This window comes from Aquihabitans sp. McL0605, from assembly GCF_049993875.1.
GTDB lineage: Bacteria > Actinomycetota > Acidimicrobiia > Acidimicrobiales > Iamiaceae > Aquihabitans.
In genome coordinates, this window is record NZ_CP188252.1 from 4,446,095 (window position 1) to 4,472,262 (window position 26,168).

The following is a 26,168-nucleotide window of genomic DNA, read 5'->3' on the forward strand; positions in this document are numbered from 1 at the left end:
CTCAGCCCGAGCTGCGGGCCAGCAGCCGGTCCACCGCGTCGCGCTCGGGTGGCCGCAGCGAGATGGTGAGGAGGTCCGTCCACATCGGGATCGTCCCGGCCGGGATCGGCTCCATGGCGTCGATCGCGGCGGGGAGGTGCCGGCGCGACGGGAACGTCTCGCACTCGTCGAGCACGTCGGAGGCAGCCAGCATCGCCATCGTGCGGACGCACTTCTCGCAGCGGCCGCAGTTCAGGTCGGACCCGACGTTCTGCCAGCACACCCGGAGGTGGCGCCACACGAGCGGGTCTCGGGCGATGGCGCCGACGCGGTCGAGCCGGTGGCCGGACGCGTCGCCGTGCTCGACCACGAGCCGGCCCGGCACGCTCCAGCCGGTGTCGAGGTCGGGCCGCGACCCCCACGGCACGAGCCGGTCGGCGCCGTACGACGGCGGGACCACGAGCGTCGAGACGGTGGCGCTCAGGAGGTGGCCGATGGCGGCGAGCGCGGCCCCGTGCGTGTGCTCCCAGCTGACCGCGGCGAAGCGCGGGTGGTCGCGCAGGTCGGTCGTCACGATCAGGGCCGGCAGCCCCCGCTCGGCGGCGACGGACCGCACGAGGCCGACCACGTGGTCGATCCGGCTCTGGTCGCCGACTGGGACATCGAACCCCACGACGTAGAGCAGGCACGTGGGCTGGTGGGCGTCGCCGAGCAGCGAGAAGAACGAGTCGACCCCGCCGGTGAAGCAGAGCGCGCGGCCGCCGGCCGGGACCGGGGGCCGGGCCCGCCGGCGCACGGCGGCCACCCGCCCGGAGCGCGGGGCGTGGACCACCAGGTCGGCTCGGCCGCCCCACCACCCGGCGGCGAGGGCGACGTTGCGCCGGGCGCCGTCGGCCCACGCGGCGTCCACCGGCACCGCGAGGTCGAGGTCGGCCCCCGCCCGCGACGCGGGGAGGGCGAACGCGCTGCCCCACGCCTCGGGCACGTCGACCAGGGGCGCGTCGGGGCACTCGACCCGCACCGGCAGTCCGTCGACCGTGGCCTCGACGCGGTGCGGCGACACCTGCCGGCTGCGGATCAGCCAGGGCGGCGGCCCGGTGCGCTCGGTCTCGCTCAACCGGCCGCACCCTGGCGGGGGAGGAGCGCGCGGGAGGAGGCCGCCCACGTGGCGAAGGCCCGGGGCGACGGCGTGCGCGGGTACGTGCGGTACAGGGCCTGGGCGGAGGCGAGGGCTGCAAGCGCGGGGACCACCACCTTGGCGATGCGAGGCCGGCCGGCCAGGGCGCGGGCGGCGGCCGCGGTGTCGGACGGACCGAGGGCGGCCACCTTCTGGTCGAGCCCGGGCAGCACGAGCGCGGGCGAGAACACGCCCGAGGCGAACAGCTCCTCGACGCCGTCGGGACCGAGCTTCACGCTCATCCGGCGGATGGCGTCGTAGCCGGCGAGGGTGCCGCCGAACTCGCGCAGGTACGACGCCTGGTAGCGCCAGAGCACATCGGGACCGCCTGGATCGGCGGCGCCCGCCACCGCCTCGGCCAGCACCTTGCCGGCGATCAGCCCGAAGCCGATCCCGCTGCCGTGGCCCGGCATCACCTGGCAGGCGGCGTCGCCCACGAGTGCGATCCCCGGGGCCGTGAAGCGGTCGTAGGTGCGCCGCAGCGGGATCAGCCCGCCGCCGCCGAAGATGGTCCGGCCCATCCACGGGTGCTCGTCCCGGACGGCCTTGAGCAGCTCGGGCCCGGAGGCGTGGCCGAGGGCGGGGATCGACCCGGTGAGCACGGCCACCTCCTCCAGCGCCTCGTCGACGTTGATGTTGACCGTGGAGTAGCCGCCGGCCATCCCGATGGCGATGATCGCGTCGCCCGGCTCGGCACCCTGCTCGGCCAGGTACCGCCGTGCCCCCTCGGGATCGTCGACGTGGAGGACGAGCTGCTGCGCCGAGCACAGGTCCGTGGCGGTGACCTCGGGGCAGAGGGTCACCAGCGCGGGCACCTGGTCGCGGATCACGCCCGTGTAGCCGGCGGCATCGACGAACAGGCGCCCCGACACCGTGAGCAGCTCGCCGTCTTGGGTGGCGGTCAGCGAGGTGGGCCGGCCGCGGGTCAGCTCGACGTCGATGTCGGTGACCCCCCACCGGATGTCGACCCCGGCCGCCACGGCGTCTCGTTGGAGCCGGTCGACGAGCGCACGCATGTCGACCTCGCCGATCGGACTGGCGCCGATGGTGAACCGGTGGGCCCCGGTCGGGCTGATCATGTGCGCAGCGCCACCCGCGGCGCGGAGCTCGGGCGCCACGGGAGGGGCGAGCCCGGCCCGCTCGAACTGCCACGCCACCGTGCCGTTGCACCAGCGGGCGCCGCTCTTGCCCTCGGCCCGCCGCTCGAGCAGCACCACGGAGCGGCCCACGCGGGCCAGCTGGAGCGCGGCCTGGAGCCCGGCGGTGCCGCCACCGACCACGACGACGTCGGCGTCGACCGCGCTGGCGCTCACCCCTCCACCTCCGGGTCGGCCGTCTCCGTCGCAGACTCCTCGGCGGTCTCCTCGACCCCCTCCTCGAGCGAGGCCAGCTCGTCGAGCGGCGACGTGCCCTGGCGCCGCTGCCACCAGACGCCCACCAGCACGACCGTGATCGACAGGGCCACGACCAGCACGCGGTGGTCGACCACCCAGCTCACGAACCAGTCGATCTGATCCGACAGGGCGCCGCCCACGAAGTCGACCGCCATGAGCCGCACGGTGGTCCCGATCAGCGCCCAGACCATCAGCCAGATCAGCGGATACCCGACCGAGCCGGCGAGCAGGCAGATCGGGTTCGAGGTGGTGATCAGCATGATGATCCACCCGTACCGGGGGAAGTGCTTCTGCACCCATCGGATGGACCGGCCGGAGCGCTCGGACCGGGACTCGATCCAGCCGACCGTCCGAGGCCCGTACCAGGCCCCAACCAGCCACACGAGGGGCTTGGTGATCAGCAGGCGGACGAGGGCCACCGGGTAGAAGACCCACGGCGAGAGCTCGTTCACCGTCAGGAGCTGGTAGCGGGGCTTGGCGTTCAGCAGCAGCAGCGTGAGCGGGCTGCGGTCGATGAGCGAGCCCCAGAGGGCGTCGCCCACCCAGCCGAGGACGACCGCGGCCCCGATGGTGCCGAACACCAGGTTGCGCCGCAGGCGCGTGGGGGGAGGCAGGTGCGCCAGAGCCGGGGCGGCGGGATCGGTCATTCGCTCTCGAGCGCCTCGGCTTCGAGCTCTGCCTCCGCCTCGGAGATGCCCTCCTCGAGGTTGACCAGGTCGCCGATGCCGTCGCGCCCGCCTCGGCGGTCGTTCCAGATGGTGAAGGCCACCAGCACCAGCGACAGGGCGGTGAGCGGCCAGCGGTACGTGCCGATGAAGTCCTTGATGCTGCCCAGAAGGTCGGCGAACACGCTGCTGAACAGGCGGATCAGGATGAGCCGACCGATGGTGCCGACCACGTTGGCGATCAGGAAGGGCCACATGCCCATGCCCGCGGCCCCGGCGAACAGGCAGACGGGGTTGTTGGGCGCGATGGCCACCACGACGAACCGGGCCTTGTCGAACCACCCTTCGAGCTGGCGCAGCAGCTGCCCGTAGCTGGGGGCCTTGCGCTCCATCCACCGGATGGCGGCATCGCCGTACCAACGGCCGATCCAGAAGAAGAACAGGTCCGGCGCGAACAGGCGGGCGAACCCGACCAGGAAGAACGACAACGGCGCCAGGTTGTTGGAGACGAGCGCCAGGTTGCGGTTGCTGGCGTTCATGGCGATCAGCGCCAGCGGGTGGGCGTTGACGAACGTGGCGAAGAAGATGTTGCCGGCGTTGGCCACCACCACCAGGAACACCAGCACGCCGATGGTGATGTTGCGAAGGGCGTTGCTGGGCGGCCCCTGGGGCACGGGGTGGTGGTGCGCGGCGGCGACCGCGGCAGGGCCCTCGGGGGTGTCGCTGGGCTCGTCCAAGTCGTCAAGTGTGGCAGGCGGCCCACCCGGACCCGGCCGGGACACCGCTCCGACACCGACCGGAGGGCGTCGAGAGGGGCCGTCGGCGCGCCCCGACCAGCTTGGCTAGGTTCGCCACCAGCTGACGATCAGGGCTCGTCGGCCGACGGCACGCCGACCGACCACGCACACAAGGGGACACACTCATGCAGGGCTTGATGCAGGACTACCCGCTCACCCTCCCGCACATCTTCCACCGGGTCGAGCGCCTGTTCCCCGACAAGGAGGTCGTCACGGCCCTGCCCACCGGGCGCGAGCGGATCTCGTACGGAGACTGGGCCGAGCGCACCCGCCGGCTCGGCGGCGCGCTCGACCGCCTCGGCATCTCCGCCGACGGCCGCGTCGCCACGTTCTCCTGGAACACCTCGCGCCACCTCGAGCTGTACTTCGCCGCCCCGTGCACCGGCCGCGTGCTGCACACGCTCAACCTGCGCCTGTTCCCCGAGCAGATCACCTACATCGTCAACCACGCCGAAGACGAGGTCATCTTCGTCGACAAGACGGTGGCCGGGCTGCTGTGGCCGCTGCTGTCGACCTTCACCACGGTGCGCCACATCGTGGTGATCGACGACGGGGGACCGTTCGACACCGCCGAGGTGCCGGCCGGCATGGAGCTGCACGACTACGAGGACCTGCTGGCCGGCGCGTCGGGGGTCGAGTTCCACGTCGCCGACGAATCGCTCGCCGCATCGATGTGCTACACGAGCGGCACCACGGGCAACCCGAAGGGCGTGGTCTACAGCCACCGCTCCACGATGCTGCACACGATGGCGGCCATGTTCGCCGACGGCTTCGGCGCCCGGGAGTCCGACCGCATCTTGCCGGTGGTCCCCATGTTCCACGCCAACGCCTGGGGCCTGGCCCACGCCGCCGTCGCCTGCGGCGCCGACCTGATCATGCCGGGCCCGAACCTGGCCGCCGACCCGCTGGCCGAGCTGATCGAGAGCGAGAGGGTCACCGTCGCCGCCGGCGTGCCCACCATCTGGATGGGCGTGCTGCCGGCGCTGAAGGGCCGCGACACCTCGGCGCTGCGCGTGATCCCGTGCGGCGGCTCGGCGGTGCCCAAGGCCCTGTCCGAAGCGTTCCGCGAGCAGCTCGGGCTGCCGATCTACCAGGCCTGGGGCATGACCGAGACCAGCCCGGTGGCCACCGTCGGCGAGATCAAGTCCAAGCTGCGCGGCCTCCCCGAGGAGGAGCTGGCCGACATCCGGGCCATGCAGGGCCTCCCGCTGCTCGGCGTGGAGCTGCGGGTCCTGTCGCAGGAGGACGGCTCCGAGGTGCCGTGGGACGGCGACTCCCGGGGCGAGCTCCAAGCCGCCGGTCCCTGGATCGCCAAGACCTATTACAACGACGACCGCTCGGCCGAGTCGTTCACCGACGACGGCTGGCTGCGCACCGGCGACGTCGCCACCATCACCGCCGACGGCTACATCAAGCTGGTCGACCGCACCAAGGACGTGGTGAAGAGCGGCGGCGAGTGGATCAGCTCGGTCGAGCTGGAGAACGAGATCATGGCCCACCCCGCCGTGGCCGAGGCCGCCGTCATCGGCGTGTCCCACCCCAAGTGGCAGGAGCGCCCCCTGGCCTGCGTGGTGCTGAAGGAAGGGGAGTCCGCCACCAAGGAGGACATCCTCGAGTTCCTCGACGGCCGCGTCGCCAAGTGGTGGCTCCCCGACGACATCGTCTTCATCGACGAGGTCCCCAAGACCAGCGTCGGCAAGTTCTCCAAGAAGGACCTGCGCGCCCGGTTCGAGGACTACACCCTCCCCACCGCCTGACCCGGCGCACCTCCACCCCCGCCGACCCAGCCGAACGTTCTGTGATCACCCGGTCGGTTCCCCGGGCGATCACAGAACGTTCGTGGACGGAACGTGGACCCGGACGATGGGTCGTCCAAGAAGGACCGCCGCGCCCAGTTCGAGGGCCAGACCCTCCCCACCGTCTGACCCCCGAGGCCGGGCCAGGAACCAGGGTCACCGACGGGCCGCCCTGGGCTTGACCGCGTGGCTCGGAGACGGGCTCGGTGGGTACCGGAGGGCATGAGCGAGAACCAACAGGCACCCGAACCAACAGAGCACCACGACCACCTCGACATCGCCGCCGAGAAGGCCCGCCTCGAAGCGCTGGGCCAGCGCATCAAGGCAACGGCCAAGCACGCCGAGGACGACCTCGAGATGGGCCACAAGGGCCGGACCTTCGTCGACAGCGGCGTGCGGACCCAGGTCGAGCGGTCCGGCGACACGCACCACCCGCCGGCCGATCGCTGATCGGTCGAAGACGGGCGAGGCGGCGGGTCAGAGCAGCGCGAACGCGGCGATGGCCGCGACGATCACCACCGCCAGCACCACCAGCAGGTAGGGCAGCCGGTGGTGGGTGACGGTGGCGGTGTCACGGATCTTTGGCGGCGGGGGGGCGGACGGGGCGGTCTGAGGTCCGGCGCCGACCTCCACCGCAGGGCCGGCATCGACGAGTGGTGTTCCCGGAGCACCCGGGCGAATCACGGTGCGAGGGACTGCGGTCGCGTCGGTGGCGAGCGCGGCCTCGGCGGGCTGGATCGAGGAGCACACCGGGCAGACCGATCGGTGCGCCGGAACCTCGGCACCGCAGGTGGTGCAGGCTCTGCTCATCGGGGTGTCGACCATCCCGGCAGGCTACGAACCGGCGAGCCATCGGTCGACCGGAGACCGATCGAGGGGCGAGTGACAGATGGCGGCCGCCCCGACTTCGGGTGCGGGGGGTGGCGTGCCTAGCCTCCGTGGCGATGTCGCGGTACCGGTTCGCCCTCCGTCCCAAGTGGATCCTCTCGCACATCTTCGTGCTGAGCCTGGTGGTCATCATGATCAACCTCGGGATCTGGCAGCTGCACCGCCTGCAGGAGAAGCGCGACCGCAACGCCCGCGTGACGGCCCGCTCCGAGGAGCCGGTCGCCCAGGCCGGCGACCTGGCTGCTCCCGGGCAGTACGGCAAGGTCGGCGGGCTCGAGTTCCGGCGGGCCACGGCCACCGGCACCTACCTCGGTGACCAGCAGGTCCTGGTGCGAGGGCGCAGCAACGACAGCGCCCCGGGCTCGTGGGTCCTCACCCCGCTGCGCCTGAGCGACGGCACCGCCCTCGTGGTCAACCGCGGCTGGATCTCGAACAGCGGCGAGTACGACGCCGTGCCGAAGCGCTTCGCAGCGCCCACGGGGGAGGTCACGGTGACGGGCCTCGTGCGCGAGACCGAGACCCGCGGCAGCTTCGGCTCGGTCGATCCGAAGACCGGCACGCTCACCGACCTGGCCCGGGCCGACGTCGCCCGGCTCGACCAGCAGGTCGACGAGGACCTGCTGCCGTACGTCCTGCAGCTCCAGGTCCAGAAGCCCGCCATCAGGGCGGCAGATCCCGAGCCGGTCCCGGCCCCCGCCCTCGACGAGGGGCCGCACCTCTCCTATGCGCTCCAGTGGTTCTCGTTCTCGCTGATGACGCTGATCATCTACCCGCTCATCCTGCGGCGGCGGGCCCGGGAGATCGAGCGCGAGGAGCGCAACGCTGCACTCGACGCGGCGGCGGCCGACGAGGCCGAACCCGATGGCGGTGACCCGGAGGACGGGGCGCAGCTGGTCAGCCCGGCGGCCCCGACGGGTGACCCCTCCGGCTGATCGTCGCTAGTCGTGCGTCTCCGCGGTGCGGATCACCAGCACCGGGCAGGGCGCGTGGTGCAGCACGTGCGTGCTCACCGACCCCATCATCACCCGCTTGAACCACCCGTGGCCGTGGGTGCCGATGACCACGACGTTGGCACCGGTGTCGGCCGCCACGTCGCAGATGGTGGGTCCCGGCTCGCCCGTCTTGACCAGGTGCTCGGCGGTGATGCCGAGCGCGGCGTCGAGCTCGTGGATCTCGGAGTCGCTCGTGGCGCGCTGCTCGTCCTCGAGCTCCTTCTCGAGCACCGGATCGACCAGCGTGGGGTGGGTGTCCATCGGGCTCACCGACGCCGTGGGCACGAACGCCGGGGTCACGACCGCGAGGGTGATGAACGTGTGGTCGTGGCCGAGGATGGCGATGCCCTGGGCCATGGCGGCAGTGGCCAGATCGGAGCCATCGGTTGCGAGGAGCACGGTCGACATGCAGGTCATGCTCGCGCGTCGCTCCCTCGTGTGCGCGCCGGCGCCTGGGTAGCGTGGCGGGGTGAGCGACGGGGTCAGGGAGCGGATCTTGGGGGCCACCGTCGTGTGCCTCGGGCGGTACGGGATCGCCAAGACCACCGTGGACGACGCGGCTCGCGAGGCGAAGGTGGCGCGGGCCACCGTCTACCGCCACTTCCCCGACGGCAAGGAGCAGCTGATCGGGGAGTCGATCACCTGGGCGGTGAGCCAGTTCTTCCACGAGCTGGCCCTGGCGGTGAACGACGCCCCCGACTTCCCCACGCTCGTGGAGGAGGCGCTCATGCACGCGCACCGCGCCGTCGACGATCACGTGGTGCTCCAGAAGGTGCTCGAGACCGAGCCCGAGCGGCTCCTTCCCCAGCTCACCCAGTCGGCGCCGCAGGTGCAGGCGGTGCTGCGCGACTACCTGGCCGACAAGCTGCGCCAGGTGGATCTCTTGCCCGGGGTCGACCCGCTGGAGGCAGGGGACTGGCTGGCGCGCATGGGCCTGTCGTTCATCCTGGCCGAGGGCCGGTGGGACCTCACCGATCCCGACTCGGTGCGCCACCTGGTCCGCGACGAGCTCCTGGTGGCCATCGTGCAGCCCGCGGTCCTGGCCACCTGAGGCCCGCGGTTGGGGCCGCCGCTGTGACCAAGGTCATGGGTGGAACACGTTGACGATGAGACATTTACCATCTTAGTGTCTCACCATGACCTCGGTCCCTGCGCTGCGCCTCGTCGACACCGACGCGCCGGCGGCCGGATCCGAGGCCACCGAGCGGATCCTCGATGCCGCGCTCGTGCTCGTGGCGCGCTGGGGCGTGTCCAAGACGGCGCTCGCCGACGTGGCCAAGGAGGCCGGCTGCTCGCGCGCCACCCTCTACCGGGCCTTCCCCGGCGGCAAGCAGCACCTGTTCCACGCCCTCGCCGCCCGTGAGCTCCAGACCTACCTCGGTGCCATCCTCGATGCCATCGATGCGGCCGACGAGCTGGCCGATGCCCTCACCCGGGCCATGGTGGTGGCCGCCCGCCTGGTGCGCGACCACGACGGCGCCCAGTTCATCCTCGAGCACGAGCCCGAGCTGTTCCTCCCGTTCCTCGGCTTCCGCCAGGTCGACCTCGTGTACCGGCACACCGCCGGCGCCGTGGGCCCGCACCTCGAGCGCTTCTTGCCCGCCGACCGGGCCGCCTGGGCCGCCGAGTGGGGGGCCCGCCTGTTCATCACCTACCTGTTCAACCCCCAGGCCGACCTCGACCTCGCCGTCATCGGCGACGCCCGGGGCCTGGTCGATCGCTTCCTGATCCCGGCGTTCGCCGCGCAGATCGTCCCCACCCGTCCCAGCACCTGAGGAGCCACGCTCATGTCAACCAGCACGGAACCGACCAACTCGGCATCGACCAACCAAGACCTCATCGGTCGAGCCGAGCTCAACGACCTCGAAGCCATCTTGTCGGTGTCGGCGCCCGACGTCGACGAGGCCATCCGCGTGGTCAAGGACAACTCCGACGCCATCTTCACGTGGGACTACGAGAAGGGCAGCCGGCCGGCTCTCAACAAGCTCTACGAGAAGGCCAAGGTCTCGATGTGGAACGGCGAGACCGACCTCCCCTGGGACACCGTGGTCGATCAGGAGCAGGTGGCCAAGGACAACATGGCGCTCGGCAGCTTCGGCGACGTCGACCTGAGGCACACGCCGTTCGCCAACTGGGGTGACGACGAGTGGATGAACCTCGGGATGGAGTTCCAGAACTGGAGCCTCAGCCAGTTCATGCACGGTGAGCAGGGGGCGCTGATCTGCACCGCCAAGATCGTCGAGACCGTGCCGTGGATCGACGCCAAGTACTACGCGTCCACGCAGGTGATGGACGAGGCCCGCCACGTCGAGGTCTTCGCCAAGTACCTCGACACCAAGCTCAACGGCCACTACCCCCTCAACCCGCACCTGGGCCTGCTCCTCGAGGACATCATCGGGGACTCGCGCTGGGACATGACGTACCTGGGCATGCAGATCATGGTGGAGGGCCTGGCGCTGGCGGCCTTCGGGTTCATGCACCAGATGACCACCGAGCCGCTCCTCAAGCAGCTCCTGCGCTACGTCATGAGCGACGAGGCCCGCCACGTGGCCTTCGGCGTGCTGTCGCTGAAGGAGTACTACGCCGACCTGTCCGACGCCGAGATGTTCGAGCGCCAGGAGTTCGCCTTCGAGGCGGCCGTGCGCATGCGCGACCGGTTCATGCAGCAGGAGGTGTGGGAGCGCATGGGCCTCAAGCCCAAGGAGGTCCTGCCGCTGCTGATCGAGAACCCCAACCGCCTCCTGTTCCAGCAGATGCTGTTCACCAAGATCGTCCCGAACTGCAAGAAGCTCGGACTGCTCAATCGCAACGACGGCTGGCTCCGGCACAAGTTCGAGGAGCTGGGCGTGATCCAGTTCGAGGACCTCACCGACACCAGCGACGAGTACCAGGCGTTCGCGCTGGGCGACGCCGAGCTGTCGGCATCGGCCGCATCCCTCAGCGCCTAGCCGTCACCGGCAGGGGAACCGGGCCGACGGTGCGATCGTCGGCCACCGAGGGAGGGACGGCCACCAGGCCGTCCCTCCCTCGCGTCCCGAACCGTTGCGGAAGGGCCGGGGGTGGGGCCGGTAGGGTTCGAGCCATGCGTGCATCCTCCGCGGGATCGATCTGATGGCTCGGTTCGGCGCGGTCATCTCTGCCATGGCCACCCCCTTCGCGGCCGACGGCTCCCTCGACACCGAGGCCGCCGGCACGCTGGCGAAGTGGCTGGTGGCGCACGGCAACGATGCCCTGGTCCTGGCCGGCACCACCGGTGAGAGCGCGGTCCTCACCGACCCCGAGCGCATCGAGCTGTTCCGCGTCGTGCGCGACGCGGTCGACGTGCCGCTCATCGCCGGGTCCACCACCAACGACACCGCCCACAGCGTCGAGATGACCCGCGCCGCCACCGAGGCGGGCATGGACGCCGTGCTCGCCGTCGTGCCGTACTACAACAAGCCGCCGCAGTCGGGCCTGGAGCTGCACTTCCGTGCCGTCGCCGAGGCCACCGACCTGCCCGTGGTGCTCTACGACGTTCCGGGCCGCACCGGGCGGGCGCTGGCCAACGAGACCATCCTGCGCCTGGCGCAGCAGGTGCCGAACGTGGTCGCCATCAAGGACGCCGGGGGAGACCCGTCGCGCGCCGCGGTGCTGCTGGCCGAGGCGCCCGCGGGCTTCGAGGTCTACAGCGGCGACGAGCCGCTCAGCCTGGCGTTCGCCGCCTACGGCGCCGTGGGCGTCATCGGCGTCTCCACCCACTGGACCGGCGCCCTGCAAGGCGAGATGTTCGAGGCGTTCGCCAAGGGCGACACCGACAAGGCCCGCCAGATCGATGCTCGGCTCCTGCCGAGCTACCGCTACATGAACAGCGACACGTGCGTGTTCTCCCAGGCCGTGAAGGTGGCGATGGGGGTGCTCGGCGTGCCCATAGGCGAGTGCCGGCTCCCGCTCGGCCCTGCGCCTGAGGGCACCGCCGACGCCGCTGCATCCGTCCTCACCAACCTGGGATACCCCATCTGATGTCCGAACCTGTTTCTGTCACCTTCCTCGGCGGGCTCGGTGACATCGGCCGCAACTGCGCCGCCATCGAGATCGGTCGCAAGATCATGCTGCTCGACTGCGGCCTGATGTTCCCCGAGGCCGACATGCTCGGGATCGATCTGGTCCTCCCCGACTTCTCGTGGCTCATCGAGCGCAAGGACGACATCGTCGGCTGCATCGTCACCCACGGTCACGAGGACCACCACGGCGCCCTGGCCTTCGCGCTCCGGGAGCTGTCGTTCCCGATCATCGGCTCGGCCCTGAGCCTGGGCTTCGCCGCCAACCGCATCGACGAGGCCGGTCTCATGGACCGCACCGAGATGATCGTGGTGAAGGACAACGAGCGCCGCAAGTTCGGCCCGTTCGACTGCGAGTTCATCCCGGTCACCCACTCGGTGCCCCACGGCTTCGCCACCGCGTTCCACACGCCCCAGGGCACGATCCTCCACACCGGCGACTGGAAGCTCGACCTCACCCCGGTCGACGGCCGCCTCACCGACCTGGGCGTCATGGGCGCCATCGCCCAGAACGAGGGCGTGCGGCTCCTGCTGGGCGACTCCACCAACGCCGACCAGCACGGCCACTCGCGCTCCGAGAAGTCGGTCGGCAAGGTCCTCGAGGACCTCATCGCCGCCAACAAGGGCCGCCGCATCATCACCGCCTGCTTCGCCAGCCACGTGCACCGCGTCCAGCAGATCGCCGACGCCGCCATCGCCAACGGGCGCGTGATCGCCACGCTCGGCATGTCGATGAAGAAGAACGTGCGGCTGGCCAAGGAGATGGGCCTGCTCACCATCCCCGACAACAAGCTCCTCGACATCGAAGACGTCAAGGACCTCGATCCGGGCACGGTGTGCATCATCTCCACCGGGTCGCAGGGCGAGCCCATGTCGGCGCTGGCGAAGATGGCCGCCAACGAGAGCCGCTGGATCACGCTGAACGACAAGGACACCGTGATCCTCTCCTCGCACCCCATCCCGGGCAACGAGACCAACGTCTCCAACGTCATCAACTCGATGGCGCGCATCGGCGTCCGGGTCGTGCACTCCGGCCTCCACGACGTCCACGCCACCGGCCACGCCAAGGCCGAGGAGATCAAGACGCTGATCTCGGTCATCCGGCCCGAGTTCATGATCCCGGTCCACGGCGAGTACCGGCACATGCAGGCCCACGCCGAGCTGGCCCGGACCATGGGCGTCAAGGACAGCAACGTGCTGATCTGCGAGGACGGCGACCGGATCAAGATCACCGACAAGGGCATCAAGAAGGACGGATCGGTGCCGGCCAACTACCTCTACGTCGACGGCATCGTCGGCGACGTGGGTCACGGGGTCATCCGCGACCGCCAGGTCCTGGCCGAGGAGGGCGTGGTGGTCGTGATCGTCACGGTCGACCACGACAGCTGCGAGATCATCACCGGCCCCGAGGTCATCACCCGCGGCTGGATCTACGCGGACGAGGCCGAGGAGCTGCTCGACGAGATGCGCAACCTCATCGCCGAGGCCGTCATGCTGTCGCTCGAGAAGGGCGACCACGACAGCGAGACCCTCCAGCGGGTGGTCCGCAAGAAGGCCGGGAAGTTCGTGAGCGACCGCACCAAGCGGCGCCCCATGATCGTCCCCGTCGTCATGTCGCTCTGAGCCGACGTCCTCGCCAGGGTCCTGTGGGGTGGAGGCCCAGCCGCCGGCTGCGGGTAGCGCGTCCAGCATCCGGTGACGGGGCCCGAGGTGGTGGGCGGCGTCGCCGGCCACCGAGGGCGCCCCACCTGCACTCCCAGCGCCTGGGGAACCCTCCACGGATGTGTCGGACCCCCCGGGTAGCGTCGTAGCCACTGTGACTGCCACGAAGCGGACCCCGAACCGGTCGGGAGCCAAGAAGAAGCCCGCCTCGCGGACGTCTTCGAAGCGCCCTCCGGCCAAGAAGAGCACCAGCTCAGCGCGCTCGCGCGCCTCGGCACCGGCCTCCGAGCCGCTCACCGTGCGGATGCTCGATTCGCTGGCCCACGCCAGCCGCGGCCACGGCGCCGACTTCGCCGGGATCGTGCTCATCGTCGTGGGGGTCGTGGCCGGCATGGGCGTCTACGCCGACGCCGGAGGTCCGGTCGGCCGGGGCACCGCCGACGGGGTCGGCATCGTGGTGGGCGCGGCCCGCGTCATCATCCCCATCCTCCTCGTCGTGCTGGGCGCGCTGCTCGTGCGCGGCGCCCCGCTGCCCAAGGAGGCCGGCGCCGACGACCCCACCGTGGTCGACGACGACCCGGCCGCGGCCGAGCACCCCTTCGCCCGCAACATCTTCGGCGGCGTGCTGCTGGTCATCTCGGGCCTCGGCCTGCTGCACCTGGTCCGGGGCGCTCCCGCCTTCTCGGATGGGGCCGATGCCATGTCCGACGGCGCCGGCTACCTCGGTGCCGCCATCGGCGGCCCCATCCGTGCTGCCATCAGCCCCGTCGGTGCCGCGGTCGCGTTCCTCGCCATCGGCTTCGCCGGCGCGTTGGTCATCACCCGCACCACGGTGCGCCACGTGGTCGGCAAGAGCGCCGCGGGGGTCGCCGCCGGCGCCCGACCGGTCGGCCGCTCCGCCGGCGCGCTGCTCGGCAACCTGTTCTCGCTCGGCAGCGAGCGCGCCGCGGAAGGCGAGGGCGACGACCCCACCGTGGTGGTGCCCGGCGAGATCGACCTGCGAGACGGGGCCAAGGGCAGCGCCTTCTACGACCAGGACCAGGATCCTGCGGGTGCCGAGACCAAGCCCAAGCGGGTGCGCAAGCCCAAGGCCGTCGTGGCCGAGCCAGACCCGGACAACCCGCCCGAGCAGCTCGAGATCGCCCTGCCGCCGGGCACCCAGCCGTCGGCGTGGAAGCTCCCGCCCACCAAGCTGCTGTCCACGTCGGGCAACCAGAGCGTCGACCGCAAGCTGGTCGAGGAGACCGGCCGCAACCTCGAGCACGCCCTGGCCGAGCACGGCGTCGAGACCCGCCTCGTCGGCATGACCGTCGGGCCCACCGTCACCCGCTACGAGCTCGAGCTCGGTCCCGGCGTCAAGGTGGCCCGGGTCACCAGCCTCCACAAGGACATCGCCTACGCGATGGCCACCCCCGACGTGCGCATCCTGGCGCCCATCCCGGGCAAGCAGGCCATCGGCGTCGAGATCCCCAACGTGCGCAAGCAGCTGGTCACGGTGGGCGACATCCTCACCAGCCCCGAGGCCCGTGCCGCCACGCACCCCCTCGAGGTGGCCATCGGGCGAGACATCGACGGCAAGGCCATCCTCGCCAACCTCGCCGCCATGCCCCACATCCTCATCGCCGGCGCCACGGGCGCCGGCAAGTCGAGCTGCCTCAACTCGCTGCTCACGTCGATCCTGATGCGGTCCACCCCAGACCAGGTGCGCATGATCCTGGTCGACCCCAAGCGGGTGGAGATGGGCCAGTACAACAAGCTGCCCCACCTGCTCACCGAGGTGGTCACCGTCCCCAAGAAGGCGGCCAACGCGCTGGCCTGGGCGGTGCGGGAGATGGAGCGCCGCTACGACCTCCTCGCCGAGTGCGGGTTCCGAGACATCACCGGGTACAACGCGGCGTTCGACCGGGGAGACCTCACCGACCCCAACGCCGAGCTCCTCGGCCCCGATGCCGAGTCGGTCACCAACTACCAGCGGATGCCGTTCATCCTGGTCGTCATCGACGAGCTCGCCGACCTCATGATGGTGGCGGCCCGAGACGTCGAGGAGTCGATCTGCCGTCTGGCGCAGATGGCCCGAGCCGTCGGCATCCACCTCGTCATCGCCACCCAGCGCCCGTCGGTCAACGTCATCACCGGCCTCATCAAGGCCAACGTGCCCGCCCGCCTGGCGTTCGCGGTGTCGAGCTCCACCGACTCCCGGGTCATCCTCGACCAGACCGGCGCCGAACGGCTGCTCGGCAAGGGCGACATGCTCCTGCTCGGCCCGTCCTCGTCGATCGCCCAGCGCGTCCAGGGCTCGTGGGTCACCGAGGAGGAGGTTCGCAACATCGCGGCCTTCTGGAAGCGCCAGACGCCGGAGCTGGTCTACGACGAAGCGGTCCAGGGCAGCGGCGAAGAAGCGAGCGGCTCGTCGATGGGCTCGAGCAGCGGGGGAACCGGGGGCGGATCCGGCGACAGCGACGACGACCTGCTCGCCCAGGCCACCGAGCTGGTCGTGCGCAGCCAGCTGGGCTCCACCTCGATGCTCCAGCGCAAGCTGCGCGTCGGCTTCGCCCGCGCCGGGCGCCTCATGGACGAGCTCGAGGAGCGCGGCGTGGTGGGGCCCTCGACCGGATCGAAGTCCCGCGATGTCCTGATGACCCCCGAGGAGCTCGAGGGCGGCGGCAGCGGGGGAGACCTCGGGGTCGACGAGCCCCTCAACCCCGACGACGTCGCCGGTCCCATCATCCCCTAGGCGCCTGCCGCCCGGCGGTGGTGGCAATTCCTGACCTGCTGGGTAGGGTATTGCCGTGCGCACGTTCTTCCGCTTCCCCAACCCGGTCAACGAGGTCTCGGCGCGCCTGGTGGCGGGTGGGGTGGTCCTGCTGACGCTGTTCATCCTGATCGGCGGGCAGACGTGGGCGATCGGGCTCCTGGCCTACGGCTTCGTGGCCCGCGTGCTCACCGGGCCCACGATGAGCCCGCTCGGCCAGCTGGTCACCCGGGTCATCACGCCGGCCCTGCCGTTCGAGCCGAAGATGGTCCCCGGCCCGCCCAAGCGCTTCGCCCAGGGCATCGGCGCCACCCTGTCGGTCGGTGCCGCCGTCTCGTGGTTCGCCTTCGGCAACGCCCCGGTGGCGCTGGTCCTGGTCGCCCTCATCACGGTGGCAGCCACGCTCGAGAGCGTGTTCGCCTTCTGCCTGGGCTGCCAGATCTTCGCCCTGCTCATGAAGGCGGGCGTCATCCCCGAGTCGGTGTGCGTCGAGTGCAGCAACATCTGGGCCCGCATCCCCGAGCCGGGCCGCGACCCGCTCTCGGTCTGACCGGGCCGGCGCCGTCCTCGGCCCCGGCTACCGGGTCGTGGTGCGGGTGCCCTTGGTGAAGTCGAGGTGGAGCGTGGCGCCGCCGAGGCTGGCGTCGTAGGTCCCGTCGTCGAACCTCGCCTTGGCGTAGGGGGCGTCCCAGCGCAGCCCGTCGGGGTGGAGGTCCTGGTCCTTGCCGTCGATGGTGAACGGCACCTGGTCGGCGGTGGGCTTGGCCGGATCCCAGCCGTAGGTGAGCTCGCCCTGGCTCGGCGAGTCGTACGTGACCGACAGGCCGGCCTGCAGGCACCGGGCGTTCGCCGGGCACAGCGCCGAACCGCTGGCCTTGGGCTTGGTGGCGGTGATGGCCTCGACGAACGAGTCGAACGGGTCGGCGTTGCCGGCGTAGTCGGACGCGTCGGCCACCTCGGTGATCCAGACGTTGCTCGGGCCGCCGGGCGCCACCAGATCGAAGTCCTTCGTGAGGTCTCGGGTGAACTGGCCCTTCTGGTACGTCCGCCACTCGGTCGGGCGGGCCGACCAGAGAGCGATGTAGCCGTCGCCCTTGCGGCCGATGGTCCATCCGTCGCGCTGGACCACCTGGTCGAAGTGCTCGGTGGGGAAGAAGGCGTGCGTGTAGTCCTGGTACGTGAAGGAGTAGGCGCCGCTGCCCACACCGCCGTCGCCTGCGTACGACGGGTCGTAGATGGCGATGCTGACGTTCTCGTGCTGGGCGGCACGGGGGATGGCGCCGTCGCCGGTCCAGTAGCTGTTGTTGTCGCTGGCGTCATCGGCCGTGGAGACGTCGACGCTCGGGTGCTGCGTGAACACCAAGGTGTCGGGGTCGACCGTGGCCTGCCAGATGTGGTCCTGCTCGCCGCGCTGGCCCGGCCGCCAGTCCTGGGCGGTGGACAGCATCACGTTGGGGGACCGCCACGTGTAGGTGTCGACCTGCGACAGCAGCCCGGGGTTCACCTGGGTGGCCAGCGAGTGGGCCAAGGCCTGGAGCGCGGCGTCGTCGCTGGTGGCGACGATGGGCTCCAGGGCCGAGGCCTGCTGGAAGTTGTGGGTCTTGAACAGGTCGTACTCCTTCACCGTGGCCACCGAGTTGGGCACCATCTGCCACGGGAACTGGGCGCCGAGGCCCCACCACGTCATCAGGCCGTCCTCGCCGTCGAAGGTGGTGCCGAGCGGCGCCTTCACGTCGGGGTCGACGGGCGCGTTGGGGTCGAGGGGGAGGCTCGACTTGGTCCGGAAGACGGCGGTGTCGGCGCTGTTGGCGATCTTCACGGTGACTTCGGGCGGCCGGTAGGTGGCCGCGGTGGCGAGGAGGGTGGCGTTGTCGGCGTTGGGGTACGCGATCGGCGTGTTGTCGAAGACGAGCTTGGCGGTGGAGAACGTGTCCTCGTCGCGGCCGTTGAGCTTGTCCTTCTGGTAGGTCCGCCCGTGGGTGGACCCGAAGGTGCCCTGCTGCACGTGGCCGGCGAGCTCGGTGAACATCATGTCGAGGGTCATCGACGCCAGGCGGGCGATCTTGGGATCGGTGGCGTGCTCGGCGAGCAGCAGCGTGCCCTTCATGTCCTCGCTCCAGTAGACGTTCGACAGCCACTCGCTGAACCCGAACTTCGCCCGCGATGCGAACCACTTCTCGAGCCGCTCGGTGGCGTGCTGCACGTGCTCGGTGCCGGTCATGCCGCTGTTGGTGAACGTCTCGTCGGGGAAGGTCTCGCCGGCGACCAGCTCGTTCGCCAGGTAGATGACCTGGTGGTTCTCGGTCCAGTAGTACTGGTTGTCGACGATGCCCTTCGGGGTGGGCTCGGTCCACCAGTACTTGAACGCGAGGATCCGCTCCTTGACGGCGGCGGCCAGGTCCGGGTCGAGGTGGCCGTGCTGCTGCTTCCAGAGGAACAGCAGGTTGTTGATGTCGAAGTCGCCCGTGTCCTCGAACGCTTCCAGCTTGTCGAAGATGGGCTGGAAGTCGGCGACGGTGGCCTGATCGATGTCGGGCTCCTTGCCGGCGCGCTCGTCGGCGGTGGCGTGGGCCAGCAGCGAGAGCGGGCTCCCCGGGTCGAGGTCCTGGCCCGACGCGAACGCCAGGTAGTCGTCCTGACGGGCGCGCCACGCCTTGGCCGGGATGAGGCCCGCGGTCTCCGACGCCGGGAGGGCCGCCGCGCCCGTCGGCGTCGTGGTCGACCCGCTGTCCTTGGCATCGTCGCTGGTGCACGACACCATCCCGGCGGCCATCGCGGCCGCGGCCACCAACACTGCGATCCGTCGCACCCGGTCCCCCCTTGGTCGAACGGCCAGAACCTACCGGCTGTCCTCCGCCGAGGAGGGCGACCGATCGGGCAAGCTGGCACCGTGGACGGAGCGAGCGCGTGATCGAGGTTCCCGGCGGGCACCGCGCCGACCCGGGGACCCCGCCGTTCCCCGGCGGCGTCGCCGTGAGCCACCTGCGCGTGTACGGGTCGGCGGCGGTCGACGGGCTCGCCGGTGGCACGCCCCACCTCCACACCGCCTGCACCGAGGCGTACGCGGTGGTGCGAGGGTCGGGTCGGGTGCTGACACTGGGCGGCGACGGCTACCACGAGACGCCGCTGGAGGCCGGCTCGTTCGCCTGGTTCACCCCCGGGACGGTGCACCGGCTGGTGAACGACTCCGGCGATCTGGAGATCCTGGTGCTGATGGCCAACGCCGGCCTGCCCGAGGCCGGTGACATGGTGATCACGTTCCCCGACGAGGTGCTCGCCGAGCCCCAGCGCTACGCCCGCTCCGCCACGCTGCCGAGCTACGCGCAGACCACGGCGGCCGACGACCAGGCGGTCCGGGCCCGCAAGGACCTGGCCGTGGCCGGCTTCGTCGAGCTGATCGAAGGCGGCCCGGCCGCCTTGGCGCAGCTCTACCGCCGGGCCGTCGAGCTGGTCCGGCCGTCGGTCCCCGGGTGGGCGGCGCTCTGGAAGGCCGGGCCCCAGGCCGCGGTGCAGGCGACGGGGGAGCAGCTGGCGGCGCTGCTCGCCGGGTCGGGCGATCACCTCGTCGACAGCGGCGTGCACGTCCTCCCGCCCCCGCCGCTGGAGCGCCGCTACGGGTGCTGCGGCGAGCTGGGTGTGATCCAGCCCGGCACGGTCTCGCCGTAGCGCCTCACGCGGGGTCGACCCCGTCGGGGCCCAGCCAGTGCCCGAGCTGACCCGGGACCACGGGCACGGGTTCTGCGGCTCGACCCGGGGATCGTGGCTGCGCCGCATCGTCGAGCTCGGTGATCCGGGCGGCGAGGGCCCGGCCGAAGCGGCCGACCCGCCTGGGGAGGCGCCGCGCCGGATGGTGCTGCTCCTCTCGATGGGCGCTGGGCAGCACGAGGACGCCGCGCGGATCGCACGTGGCGCTGTGGCCGTGGAGCAGGTCCCGGACCTGGGTGATGGCCCGCTGCCGCCGGCGGGGCTGCCGCCGAGGCGGCGTGGCAACGAGGGCGACCACGACGGGTCGAGGCGTGTCGGTGTCGTGGAGGTCGTGGAGGTCGCCCAGGAGGGCCGCCAGGTCGTGGAGGCCGGTGGGGGAGGCCATCGCCACCACCACGGCCGCGTCGGCGGCGCGCACCACGGTCCGGGCCAGGAGGTTGCGGTCGGCGATGTCGATCGAGCCGGTGGCCTCCTCGCCCTCGAGGTCGCTCCCGACCTCGGCGACCACCGTCGTGCCCCGGGCGCGCAGGCCGTCGAGGGCGGCCGCAAGTGCAGCAGGGCGGACCGCGATCCAGTCGCTCGACCGCACCAGTCCGGGAAGGAGCCGGTAGCCGCGGGCGGGGACCGGCACGGTGGTGCCGTCGATGAGGTCGGAGCCGGGCGGGCCGAACCGGCACGCCTCGAGCAGGTCCATCAGGCCGGTGTGGTCGTCGCGGACGTGGTGCAGCACCCGCTGGTGGGCGTGGACCGCCAGGTCGGCCAGCACGACCGGCTCGCCCCGGTCGGCCCACGCCTGCGCCAGCACCGCCGTGGTGGTTGCTCGGGCGGTCCCCTCCCCGCCGATCACCGCGATGAGCGCGCCGAACGGGGCGCGGTGGGCCGGGGAGGCGGGCCGACCGAGCGGCGCCTGCTGCACCCCGTCCACCAGCGCGGCGTGATCCGCGGGCACACCGGCGACCGCCGACGCCCCGAGCGCCACCCAGTCGCGCCGGGGCAGCCGGCGGTCGATCACCAGCGTCGTCACCTCGGCGCCGGCCAGGGTGTGGAGGAGGTCACGATCGACCCGTCCGGTGCCGGCGTCGAGCACGGCGGCGGTGAACCGGCCGCTGGCGATGGCGGCGAGGAGCTGGGCGGTGGTGCCGTAGACGACGAGCTCCGGCGCCGCGACGGGTGTGTCGGCGGAGGAGCGGGCGGGTGGGAACCCCACGTCCAGCGCGGCCAGGAGCGGCGACCCCCGCTCGGCGAAGAGGGCGATGTGGCGGTGCCGTCCGCTCCCGGCGGTCACCCGGTCCTGCTCCCGGACCGGCCCCGGCCGGCGCCCGAAGAACACCGAGGAGCACCGTCGCCCGCCGAGCGCCAGCAGCGCCCGAGGTGTCGCAGGTCATGAGCATGGCCCGGCATGAAATGACTTGAAGGCGCTAAGATCTCCTGCATGTCCACCCCTATTCAATGGTTGAGCACCGCCGAAGCTGCCAAGTACCTCGGGATCACCCCTCGCACGCTGTACCGCTTCATCGACGAGGGCCAGATCGCCGGCTACCGGTTCGGTCGGGTCATCCGCCTCAAGCAGGACGATGTCGAGCAGTTCATCGAGGCCAGCCGCATCACCCCCGGCACGCTCGAGCACCTGTACCCCGAGGTCGTGGGCACCGGCGACAAGAGCAGCGACGGCGACGACTGACGCTGCACCTCGCCGTCAGGCGATGGTGACCTCGACGATGGCGCGCATCGGCACGTAGGCCTCCCCGCCATCGGCCACCAGCCTCGCCACATCGCCGCCCACGCTCTGCAGGATGCCGACGACGGAGGTGCCGTCGCTCAGGACCGCCGTGATCTCGGGGTGGTCGGGCGCCACCGAGCGCAGCACGTCGGCGAGGTCGGTGGAGGCGTCGACCGGCCGGTCACCGGTGACGGGTCGGGTCCTCGTGGAGCGCCGGACGGCGGTGAGGGCGGCGATGGCGAGCACGTGACGCTTGCCGCCGGGCTCGACGAGCGCCACGAAGTCACGGCCCACCTCGACCACGACGGCGTCGACCACCGTGGACACCGAGGTGTCGACGCGCACGGTGGCTCGCAGATCGGCCAGGTCGGCGAGCACCCCGTGCAGGGTGCCCGACTCCTCCGCCTGGCGCAGCAGCCAGTAGCGGTGCCGCCGCTCCTGCGCCTGGGCCTCGTGGCGCTGCGCGGCGATCAGGTCGCGCAGCTCCCGGTCCACCGGATCGTCCATGTCGTCATCCGCCGTGGTTCTCATGGCTGCGGACGGTAGGTGGGCGCGGCCCTCAGGTCACGTGGTGCCATCTGTCTGTGGCATCGGCCAATCACAGCGGTTGCGGGGGCAGGCGGCGTTACGCTGGTACCACCCGCGCAGAAAGCCAGCTTTGACCACCACGCAACTCACCATCCACGTCCCCGGCAACCACCTCATGCGTCCGTTGCTCGGTGAGCGCGATGAGCTGCTCCGCATGGTCGAAGCAGCCTTTCCCGACGCCACCATCCACGTCCGCGGCAACGAGGTCGTCATCGGAGGGACCGACGCAGACCGGGTCGGTCTGCTGTTCGGCGAGCTCGTGACCCTCCTCCAGGCGGGCCAGGAGGTCGACCCGGCCCTGCTGGCGCGCACCATCGACATGATCAAGGCCGACGAGCACCCCGCGGAGGTGTTCACCACCGAGGTGCTCAAGGCGGCCAAGGGCCGGCGGGTCCGCCCCAAGACCAGCGGCCAGAAGCGCTACATCGACGCCATCGCCGACAACATCATCACCTTCGGCGTGGGTCCGGCCGGCACCGGCAAGAGCTGGCTGGCGGTCGCCATGGCCGTGCAGGCGCTGCAGGCCAAAGAGGTCGATCGCATCATCCTCACCCGTCCCGCGGTCGAAGCGGGCGAGCGGCTGGGGTTCCTGCCCGGAGACCTCATGGCCAAGGTCGACCCGTACCTCCGCCCCCTCTACGACGCCCTCCACGACATGGTCGATGCCGAGGCGGCGGGCCGGATGCTCGAGCGGGGCACGGTCGAGGTGGCGCCCCTGGCGTTCATGCGCGGCCGCACGCTCAACAACAGCTTCATCATCCTCGACGAGGCGCAGAACACCACGCCCGAGCAGATGAAGATGTTCCTCACCCGCATCGGCTTCGGCTCGAAGGCGGTGATCACCGGCGACAGCACCCAGGTCGACGTCGCCGGCGGGCGCTCGGGCCTGCTGTCCATGGAGCGCATCCTGAGCGGGATCGACGGGCTGGCCTTCGTGCGGCTCACCGGCCGAGACGTGGTCCGGCACCGGATCGTCGCCGACATCGTCGACGCGTACGAGCGAGACGCCGCCACCAACCCGGGTCCGGTGCAGCCGTGATCCGCCCGGCGCCCCCGTCCAACGGTCGGTCGCGCCGCCGGGGCGACGAGGGCGAGATCGAGGTCTTCGTGGCCGACGAGCAGTCGGCGCAGCCCGTCGAGGTGGAGCGCTGGGAAGCCCTCGCCCGCAACGTGCTGCAGGACGAAGGGGTCACGGGCGACGCCGAGCTGGCCCTGCTGTTCGTCGACGAGCCCACCATGGCCGAGCTCAACCTCAAGTTCATGGGCTATGAGGGTCCCACCGATGTCCTCTCGTTCCCCATCGACGACGACGACATCATGATCGGCCGGTCGCCCGACGGATCGTCCAGCGGTCCCGACCGCGGCCCGATCGACGACGTCCCGCTCCTGCTGGGCGACGTGGTCGTGTGCCCCGCGGTGGCCGCCCGCAACGCTCCGTCCCACGCGGGCACCTACGATGACGAGATCGCACTGCTCGTGGTCCACGGCATCCTCCACGTGCTGGGCATGGACCACGCAGAACCAGAGGAGACCACGGTGATGCAGGCCCGCGAGCGCGAGCTGCTCGACCGGTTCCACCGGAGCCCCCGGTGACCGCCACGACCGACCCTGGCAGTCCCGGGCCAGGACGGTGCTCTTCGTGGCGCACGCTCCTGGCTCCCACCGCGCCGGAGGTCCGCACGTGAGCGGCCTGCTCCTGGCGTCGGAGATCTCCACCACCGACATCTGGATGATCGTCGCGATCGTCGTGCTGCTGCTGATCGCGGTCGGCACGGCCATCGCCGAGACCGCGATCGTCCGGATCTCGCGTGCCAAGGCTGCGGGGCTGCACGAGGAGGGCCGGCCCGGTTCGGCCGCGCTGAAGGAGCTGGTCGACGCCCCTGAGCGCTGGATCAACGCCCTGCTCCTGGTGGCGCTGGTGTGCCAGATCGTGCAGGCCACGCTCACCGGCATCGTGTCGGGCGAGCTCTTCGGCGGGATCGGCGTCGTCATCGCCACGGTCGTCAACGTCGGCGTGGTGTTCGTGTTCGCCGAGGCGGCCCCCAAGACGTGGGCCCTCCAGCACTCCGAGCGGGCCGCGCTCGCCACCGCTCGCCCGGTGAAGGTGTTCGTCGAGCTGTGGCCGCTCCGCATGATCGCCCGCATGCTGATCGGGCTCACCAACGTCATCCTCCCCGGCAAAGGGCTGAAGCAGGGCCCGTTCGTGTCCGAGGAGGAGCTGCTCGCCGTGGCCGCCGAGGCGGCCGACTCCAACCAGATCGACGCCGACGAGCGCCGCCTCATCGAGTCGATCATCGAGTTCGGCGACACCGTGGCCCGCGAGGTGATGGTCCCGCGGCCCGACATGGTCACGGTCAACCACGACTTCCGGGTCGCCGACGTGATGGAGGTCGTCCTCCTCAACGGCTACAGCCGGATCCCCGTGCTCGGCGAGGGCATCGACGACGTCATCGGCCTCGTGTTCGCCAAGGACCTCATGCGCGCCGAGCGCGACGGTCGCGAGGACGAGCCCGTCGCCAACCTGGCCCGCCCGGCCAAGGCGGTGCCCGAGACCAAGCCGGTCTCCGAGCTGCTCCGCGAGATGCAGGCCGACCAGTTCCACATGGCCGTCGTGATCGACGAGTACGGCGGCACCGCCGGGCTGGTCACCCTCGAAGACCTGATCGAGGAGCTGGTGGGCGAGATCGTCGACGAGTTCGACACCGAGGACGCCCGCTTCGAGCACGTCCCCTCCGGCGGCATGCGCATCAGCGGTTCGCTCACGATCGACGACGCCAACGACCTGCTCGCCATCGACCTCCCCGAGGGAGACTTCGACACGGTGAGCGGCCTGGTGCTCTCCGAGCTGGGCCGGATGGCCGTGTCCGGCGACGCGGTCGAGGTGCCCGGCGCCCGTCTCACCGTCGAACGGGTCCAGGGCCGCCGCATCATGCGGGTCCGCATCGAGGAGCTCGAGCTCACCGCCGCCGACGAGGCCGAGGCCGACGACGCCGCCGACTCCCGTGCCAGCCGCCGGTCCGACAAGCGGGCCGAGAAGGCCGAACGGGCCGAGCAGGCCGATCAGGCCCATCAGGCCGATGAGACCGAGGAGCCTGCGATCGCCGTGGTGCCCACCGAGGCGGAAGACCGGAGTGCCAGCGCATGAAGTCGGGTTTCGTCACGCTCGTGGGCCGGCCCAACGTGGGCAAGAGCACGCTGCTCAACCACATCCTGGGCCAGAAGGTCACCATCGTCTCCGACAAGCCGCAGACCACCCGCACCCAGGTGCGCGGGGTCCTCACCCGGCCCGACGCGCAGGTGGTGTTCGTCGACACGCCGGGCATCCACAAGCCCCGCACGCTGCTCGGCGAGCGGCTCAACGATGCCGCCGACGCGGCCATCGGCGACGTCGACATCGTGTGCCTGCTGGTCGACGCCACCATGCCCATCGGTCCCGGCGACAAGTGGATCGCCGAGCGGGTCCCGGCCAACGCCATCATCGTCGTCAACAAGACCGACATCGCCGAGCCCACCGAGGTGCTGGCCCAGCTCCACGCCGCCGCGGAGCAGCTGGCCGGCGGCAACGAGTACTTCCCGATCTCGGCCAAGACCGGCGCCGGTGTGCCCGAGCTGCTCGAGACGCTGGTCGCCCGGCTGCCCGAGGGCCCGGCGTACTACCCCGACGACATGGTCACCGATGTGCCCGAGGCGTTCTGGGTGGCCGAGCTGGTCCGCGAGCAGCTCCTGGCGGTCACCCACGACGAGGTGCCGCACTCCGTCGCCGCCCGCGTCACCGAGTGGGAGTGGCCCCGCATCCGCGTCGAGATCCTCGTCGAGCGCGACTCCCAGAAGGGGATCGTCATCGGCAAGAAGGGTGCGGTGCTCAAGCAGGTCGGCATCAACGTGCGCCGACAGCTCCCGCCGGGCGCGTTCATCGAGCTGTTCGTGAAGGTCGACAAGGACTGGCAGCGCAAGTCGCGGGCCCTCGAGCGCCTCGGCTACTGACCATCTCGACCGCCGCTTGATCCCCGCCGCCG

25 protein-coding genes are annotated in these 26,168 nt (G+C 71.2%); 16 read left to right on the forward strand and 9 right to left on the reverse strand.

Annotated elements, in window-relative coordinates; translation table 11 throughout:
- Position 1: 1 nt before the first annotated feature.
- Genes ACPPVX_RS20605 through ACPPVX_RS20620 form a run of 4 tightly spaced genes read right to left on the reverse strand, consistent with a single transcriptional unit; the run spans position 2 to position 3,952 of the window.
- On the reverse strand, positions 2-1,096 hold the full coding sequence (locus ACPPVX_RS20605) for a hypothetical protein (RefSeq protein WP_426572456.1): 1,095 nt from the start codon (positions 1,094-1,096) through the stop codon (positions 2-4).
- Positions 1,093-2,469: an NAD(P)/FAD-dependent oxidoreductase gene (locus tag ACPPVX_RS20610; protein WP_426572457.1), complete on the reverse strand. Its 1,377-nt coding sequence runs from the start codon at positions 2,467-2,469 to the stop codon at positions 1,093-1,095. The genes ACPPVX_RS20605 and ACPPVX_RS20610 overlap by 4 nt, the downstream gene beginning before the upstream one ends.
- The gene (locus ACPPVX_RS20615; RefSeq protein WP_426572458.1) at positions 2,466-3,197 is read right to left on the reverse strand and encodes a hypothetical protein; all 732 of its coding nucleotides are present in this window, start codon (positions 3,195-3,197) and stop codon (positions 2,466-2,468) included. Before ACPPVX_RS20615 ends, ACPPVX_RS20610 begins: the two co-directional genes overlap by 4 nt.
- Positions 3,194-3,952: a DedA family protein gene (locus tag ACPPVX_RS20620; RefSeq protein WP_426572459.1), complete on the reverse strand. Its 759-nt coding sequence runs from the start codon at positions 3,950-3,952 to the stop codon at positions 3,194-3,196. The genes ACPPVX_RS20615 and ACPPVX_RS20620 overlap by 4 nt, the downstream gene beginning before the upstream one ends.
- 185 nt (positions 3,953-4,137) lie before the next feature.
- Here ACPPVX_RS20620 and ACPPVX_RS20625 point away from each other — a divergent pair, with 185 nt between their 5' ends.
- Both ACPPVX_RS20625 and ACPPVX_RS20630 read left to right on the forward strand, forming a co-directional pair.
- Positions 4,138-5,769, forward strand: coding sequence for a long-chain fatty acid--CoA ligase (locus tag ACPPVX_RS20625; RefSeq protein WP_426572460.1), 1,632 nt, complete (start codon positions 4,138-4,140; stop codon positions 5,767-5,769).
- Between the two features lie 261 nt (positions 5,770-6,030).
- On the forward strand, positions 6,031-6,258 hold the full coding sequence (locus tag ACPPVX_RS20630; protein WP_426572461.1) for a hypothetical protein: 228 nt from the start codon (positions 6,031-6,033) through the stop codon (positions 6,256-6,258).
- A gap of 27 nt (positions 6,259-6,285) precedes the next feature.
- Here ACPPVX_RS20630 and ACPPVX_RS20635 read toward each other — a convergent pair whose 3' ends face one another.
- Positions 6,286-6,633: a hypothetical protein gene (locus ACPPVX_RS20635; RefSeq protein WP_426572462.1), complete on the reverse strand. Its 348-nt coding sequence runs from the start codon at positions 6,631-6,633 to the stop codon at positions 6,286-6,288.
- Positions 6,634-6,752: 119 nt separating this feature from the next.
- Between ACPPVX_RS20635 and ACPPVX_RS20640 the strand changes: the two genes are divergently transcribed.
- Positions 6,753-7,628, forward strand: a complete 876-nt coding sequence (locus ACPPVX_RS20640; RefSeq protein WP_426572463.1) for an SURF1 family protein — start codon at positions 6,753-6,755, stop codon at positions 7,626-7,628.
- Between the two features lie 6 nt (positions 7,629-7,634).
- Here the strand turns inward: ACPPVX_RS20640 and ACPPVX_RS20645 are convergent, their stop codons facing one another.
- Complete coding sequence (locus ACPPVX_RS20645; protein ID WP_426572464.1) at positions 7,635-8,096, reverse strand: universal stress protein; 462 nt, start codon at positions 8,094-8,096, stop codon at positions 7,635-7,637.
- A 61-nt stretch (positions 8,097-8,157) separates the two neighbouring features.
- On the opposite strand from ACPPVX_RS20645, the gene ACPPVX_RS20650 reads away from it, so the two are divergent.
- The 7 genes from ACPPVX_RS20650 (at position 8,158) to ACPPVX_RS20680 (ending at position 16,689) form a co-directional block, all read left to right on the forward strand.
- Positions 8,158-8,739 carry a TetR/AcrR family transcriptional regulator gene (locus tag ACPPVX_RS20650; RefSeq protein WP_426572465.1) on the forward strand — a complete coding sequence of 194 codons (582 nt, stop codon included), beginning with the start codon at positions 8,158-8,160 and terminating at the stop codon, positions 8,737-8,739.
- Positions 8,740-8,824: 85 nt separating this feature from the next.
- Positions 8,825-9,463, forward strand: a complete 639-nt coding sequence (locus tag ACPPVX_RS20655) for a TetR/AcrR family transcriptional regulator (RefSeq protein WP_426572466.1) — start codon at positions 8,825-8,827, stop codon at positions 9,461-9,463.
- Positions 9,464-9,475: 12 nt separating this feature from the next.
- Complete coding sequence (locus tag ACPPVX_RS20660; RefSeq protein WP_426572467.1) at positions 9,476-10,636, forward strand: ferritin-like domain-containing protein; 1,161 nt, start codon at positions 9,476-9,478, stop codon at positions 10,634-10,636.
- A gap of 163 nt (positions 10,637-10,799) precedes the next feature.
- Complete coding sequence (gene dapA / locus ACPPVX_RS20665) at positions 10,800-11,687, forward strand: 4-hydroxy-tetrahydrodipicolinate synthase (RefSeq protein WP_426572468.1); 888 nt, start codon at positions 10,800-10,802, stop codon at positions 11,685-11,687.
- On the forward strand, positions 11,687-13,348 hold the full coding sequence (locus ACPPVX_RS20670; RefSeq protein WP_426572469.1) for a ribonuclease J: 1,662 nt from the start codon (positions 11,687-11,689) through the stop codon (positions 13,346-13,348). The genes dapA and ACPPVX_RS20670 overlap by 1 nt, the downstream gene beginning before the upstream one ends.
- A gap of 193 nt (positions 13,349-13,541) precedes the next feature.
- The gene (locus ACPPVX_RS20675) at positions 13,542-16,121 is read left to right on the forward strand and encodes a DNA translocase FtsK (protein WP_426572470.1); all 2,580 of its coding nucleotides are present in this window, start codon (positions 13,542-13,544) and stop codon (positions 16,119-16,121) included.
- 55 nt (positions 16,122-16,176) lie between these two features.
- Positions 16,177-16,689, forward strand: a complete 513-nt coding sequence (locus ACPPVX_RS20680; protein ID WP_426572471.1) for a DUF4395 domain-containing protein — start codon at positions 16,177-16,179, stop codon at positions 16,687-16,689.
- 27 nt (positions 16,690-16,716) lie between these two features.
- Here ACPPVX_RS20680 and ACPPVX_RS20685 read toward each other — a convergent pair whose 3' ends face one another.
- Complete coding sequence (locus ACPPVX_RS20685; protein WP_426572472.1) at positions 16,717-18,948, reverse strand: hypothetical protein; 2,232 nt, start codon at positions 18,946-18,948, stop codon at positions 16,717-16,719.
- 98 nt (positions 18,949-19,046) lie between these two features.
- Between ACPPVX_RS20685 and ACPPVX_RS20690 the strand changes: the two genes are divergently transcribed.
- Complete coding sequence (locus ACPPVX_RS20690; protein ID WP_426572473.1) at positions 19,047-19,805, forward strand: cupin domain-containing protein; 759 nt, start codon at positions 19,047-19,049, stop codon at positions 19,803-19,805.
- 4 nt (positions 19,806-19,809) lie between these two features.
- Here the strand turns inward: ACPPVX_RS20690 and ACPPVX_RS20695 are convergent, their stop codons facing one another.
- Positions 19,810-21,129, reverse strand: a complete 1,320-nt coding sequence (locus ACPPVX_RS20695) for a hypothetical protein (RefSeq protein ID WP_426572474.1) — start codon at positions 21,127-21,129, stop codon at positions 19,810-19,812.
- Positions 21,130-21,297: 168 nt separating this feature from the next.
- Between ACPPVX_RS20695 and ACPPVX_RS20700 the strand changes: the two genes are divergently transcribed.
- Positions 21,298-21,525, forward strand: a complete 228-nt coding sequence (locus ACPPVX_RS20700) for a helix-turn-helix domain-containing protein (RefSeq protein ID WP_426572475.1) — start codon at positions 21,298-21,300, stop codon at positions 21,523-21,525.
- 15 nt (positions 21,526-21,540) lie between these two features.
- Here ACPPVX_RS20700 and ACPPVX_RS20705 read toward each other — a convergent pair whose 3' ends face one another.
- Positions 21,541-22,095 carry a hypothetical protein gene (locus ACPPVX_RS20705; protein ID WP_426572476.1) on the reverse strand — a complete coding sequence of 185 codons (555 nt, stop codon included), beginning with the start codon at positions 22,093-22,095 and terminating at the stop codon, positions 21,541-21,543.
- A gap of 127 nt (positions 22,096-22,222) precedes the next feature.
- On the opposite strand from ACPPVX_RS20705, the gene ACPPVX_RS20710 reads away from it, so the two are divergent.
- From ACPPVX_RS20710 to era, 4 genes are all read left to right on the forward strand, one after another.
- Positions 22,223-23,191: a PhoH family protein gene (locus ACPPVX_RS20710; protein ID WP_426572477.1), complete on the forward strand. Its 969-nt coding sequence runs from the start codon at positions 22,223-22,225 to the stop codon at positions 23,189-23,191.
- Complete coding sequence (gene ybeY, locus ACPPVX_RS20715; protein ID WP_426572478.1) at positions 23,188-23,745, forward strand: rRNA maturation RNase YbeY; 558 nt, start codon at positions 23,188-23,190, stop codon at positions 23,743-23,745. Before ACPPVX_RS20710 ends, ybeY begins: the two co-directional genes overlap by 4 nt.
- 88 nt (positions 23,746-23,833) lie before the next feature.
- The gene (locus ACPPVX_RS20720) at positions 23,834-25,297 is read left to right on the forward strand and encodes a hemolysin family protein (RefSeq protein WP_426572479.1); all 1,464 of its coding nucleotides are present in this window, start codon (positions 23,834-23,836) and stop codon (positions 25,295-25,297) included.
- On the forward strand, positions 25,294-26,136 hold the full coding sequence (era, locus tag ACPPVX_RS20725; RefSeq protein WP_426572480.1) for a GTPase Era: 843 nt from the start codon (positions 25,294-25,296) through the stop codon (positions 26,134-26,136). Before ACPPVX_RS20720 ends, era begins: the two co-directional genes overlap by 4 nt.
- The last annotated feature ends 32 nt before the right edge of the window (positions 26,137-26,168 follow it).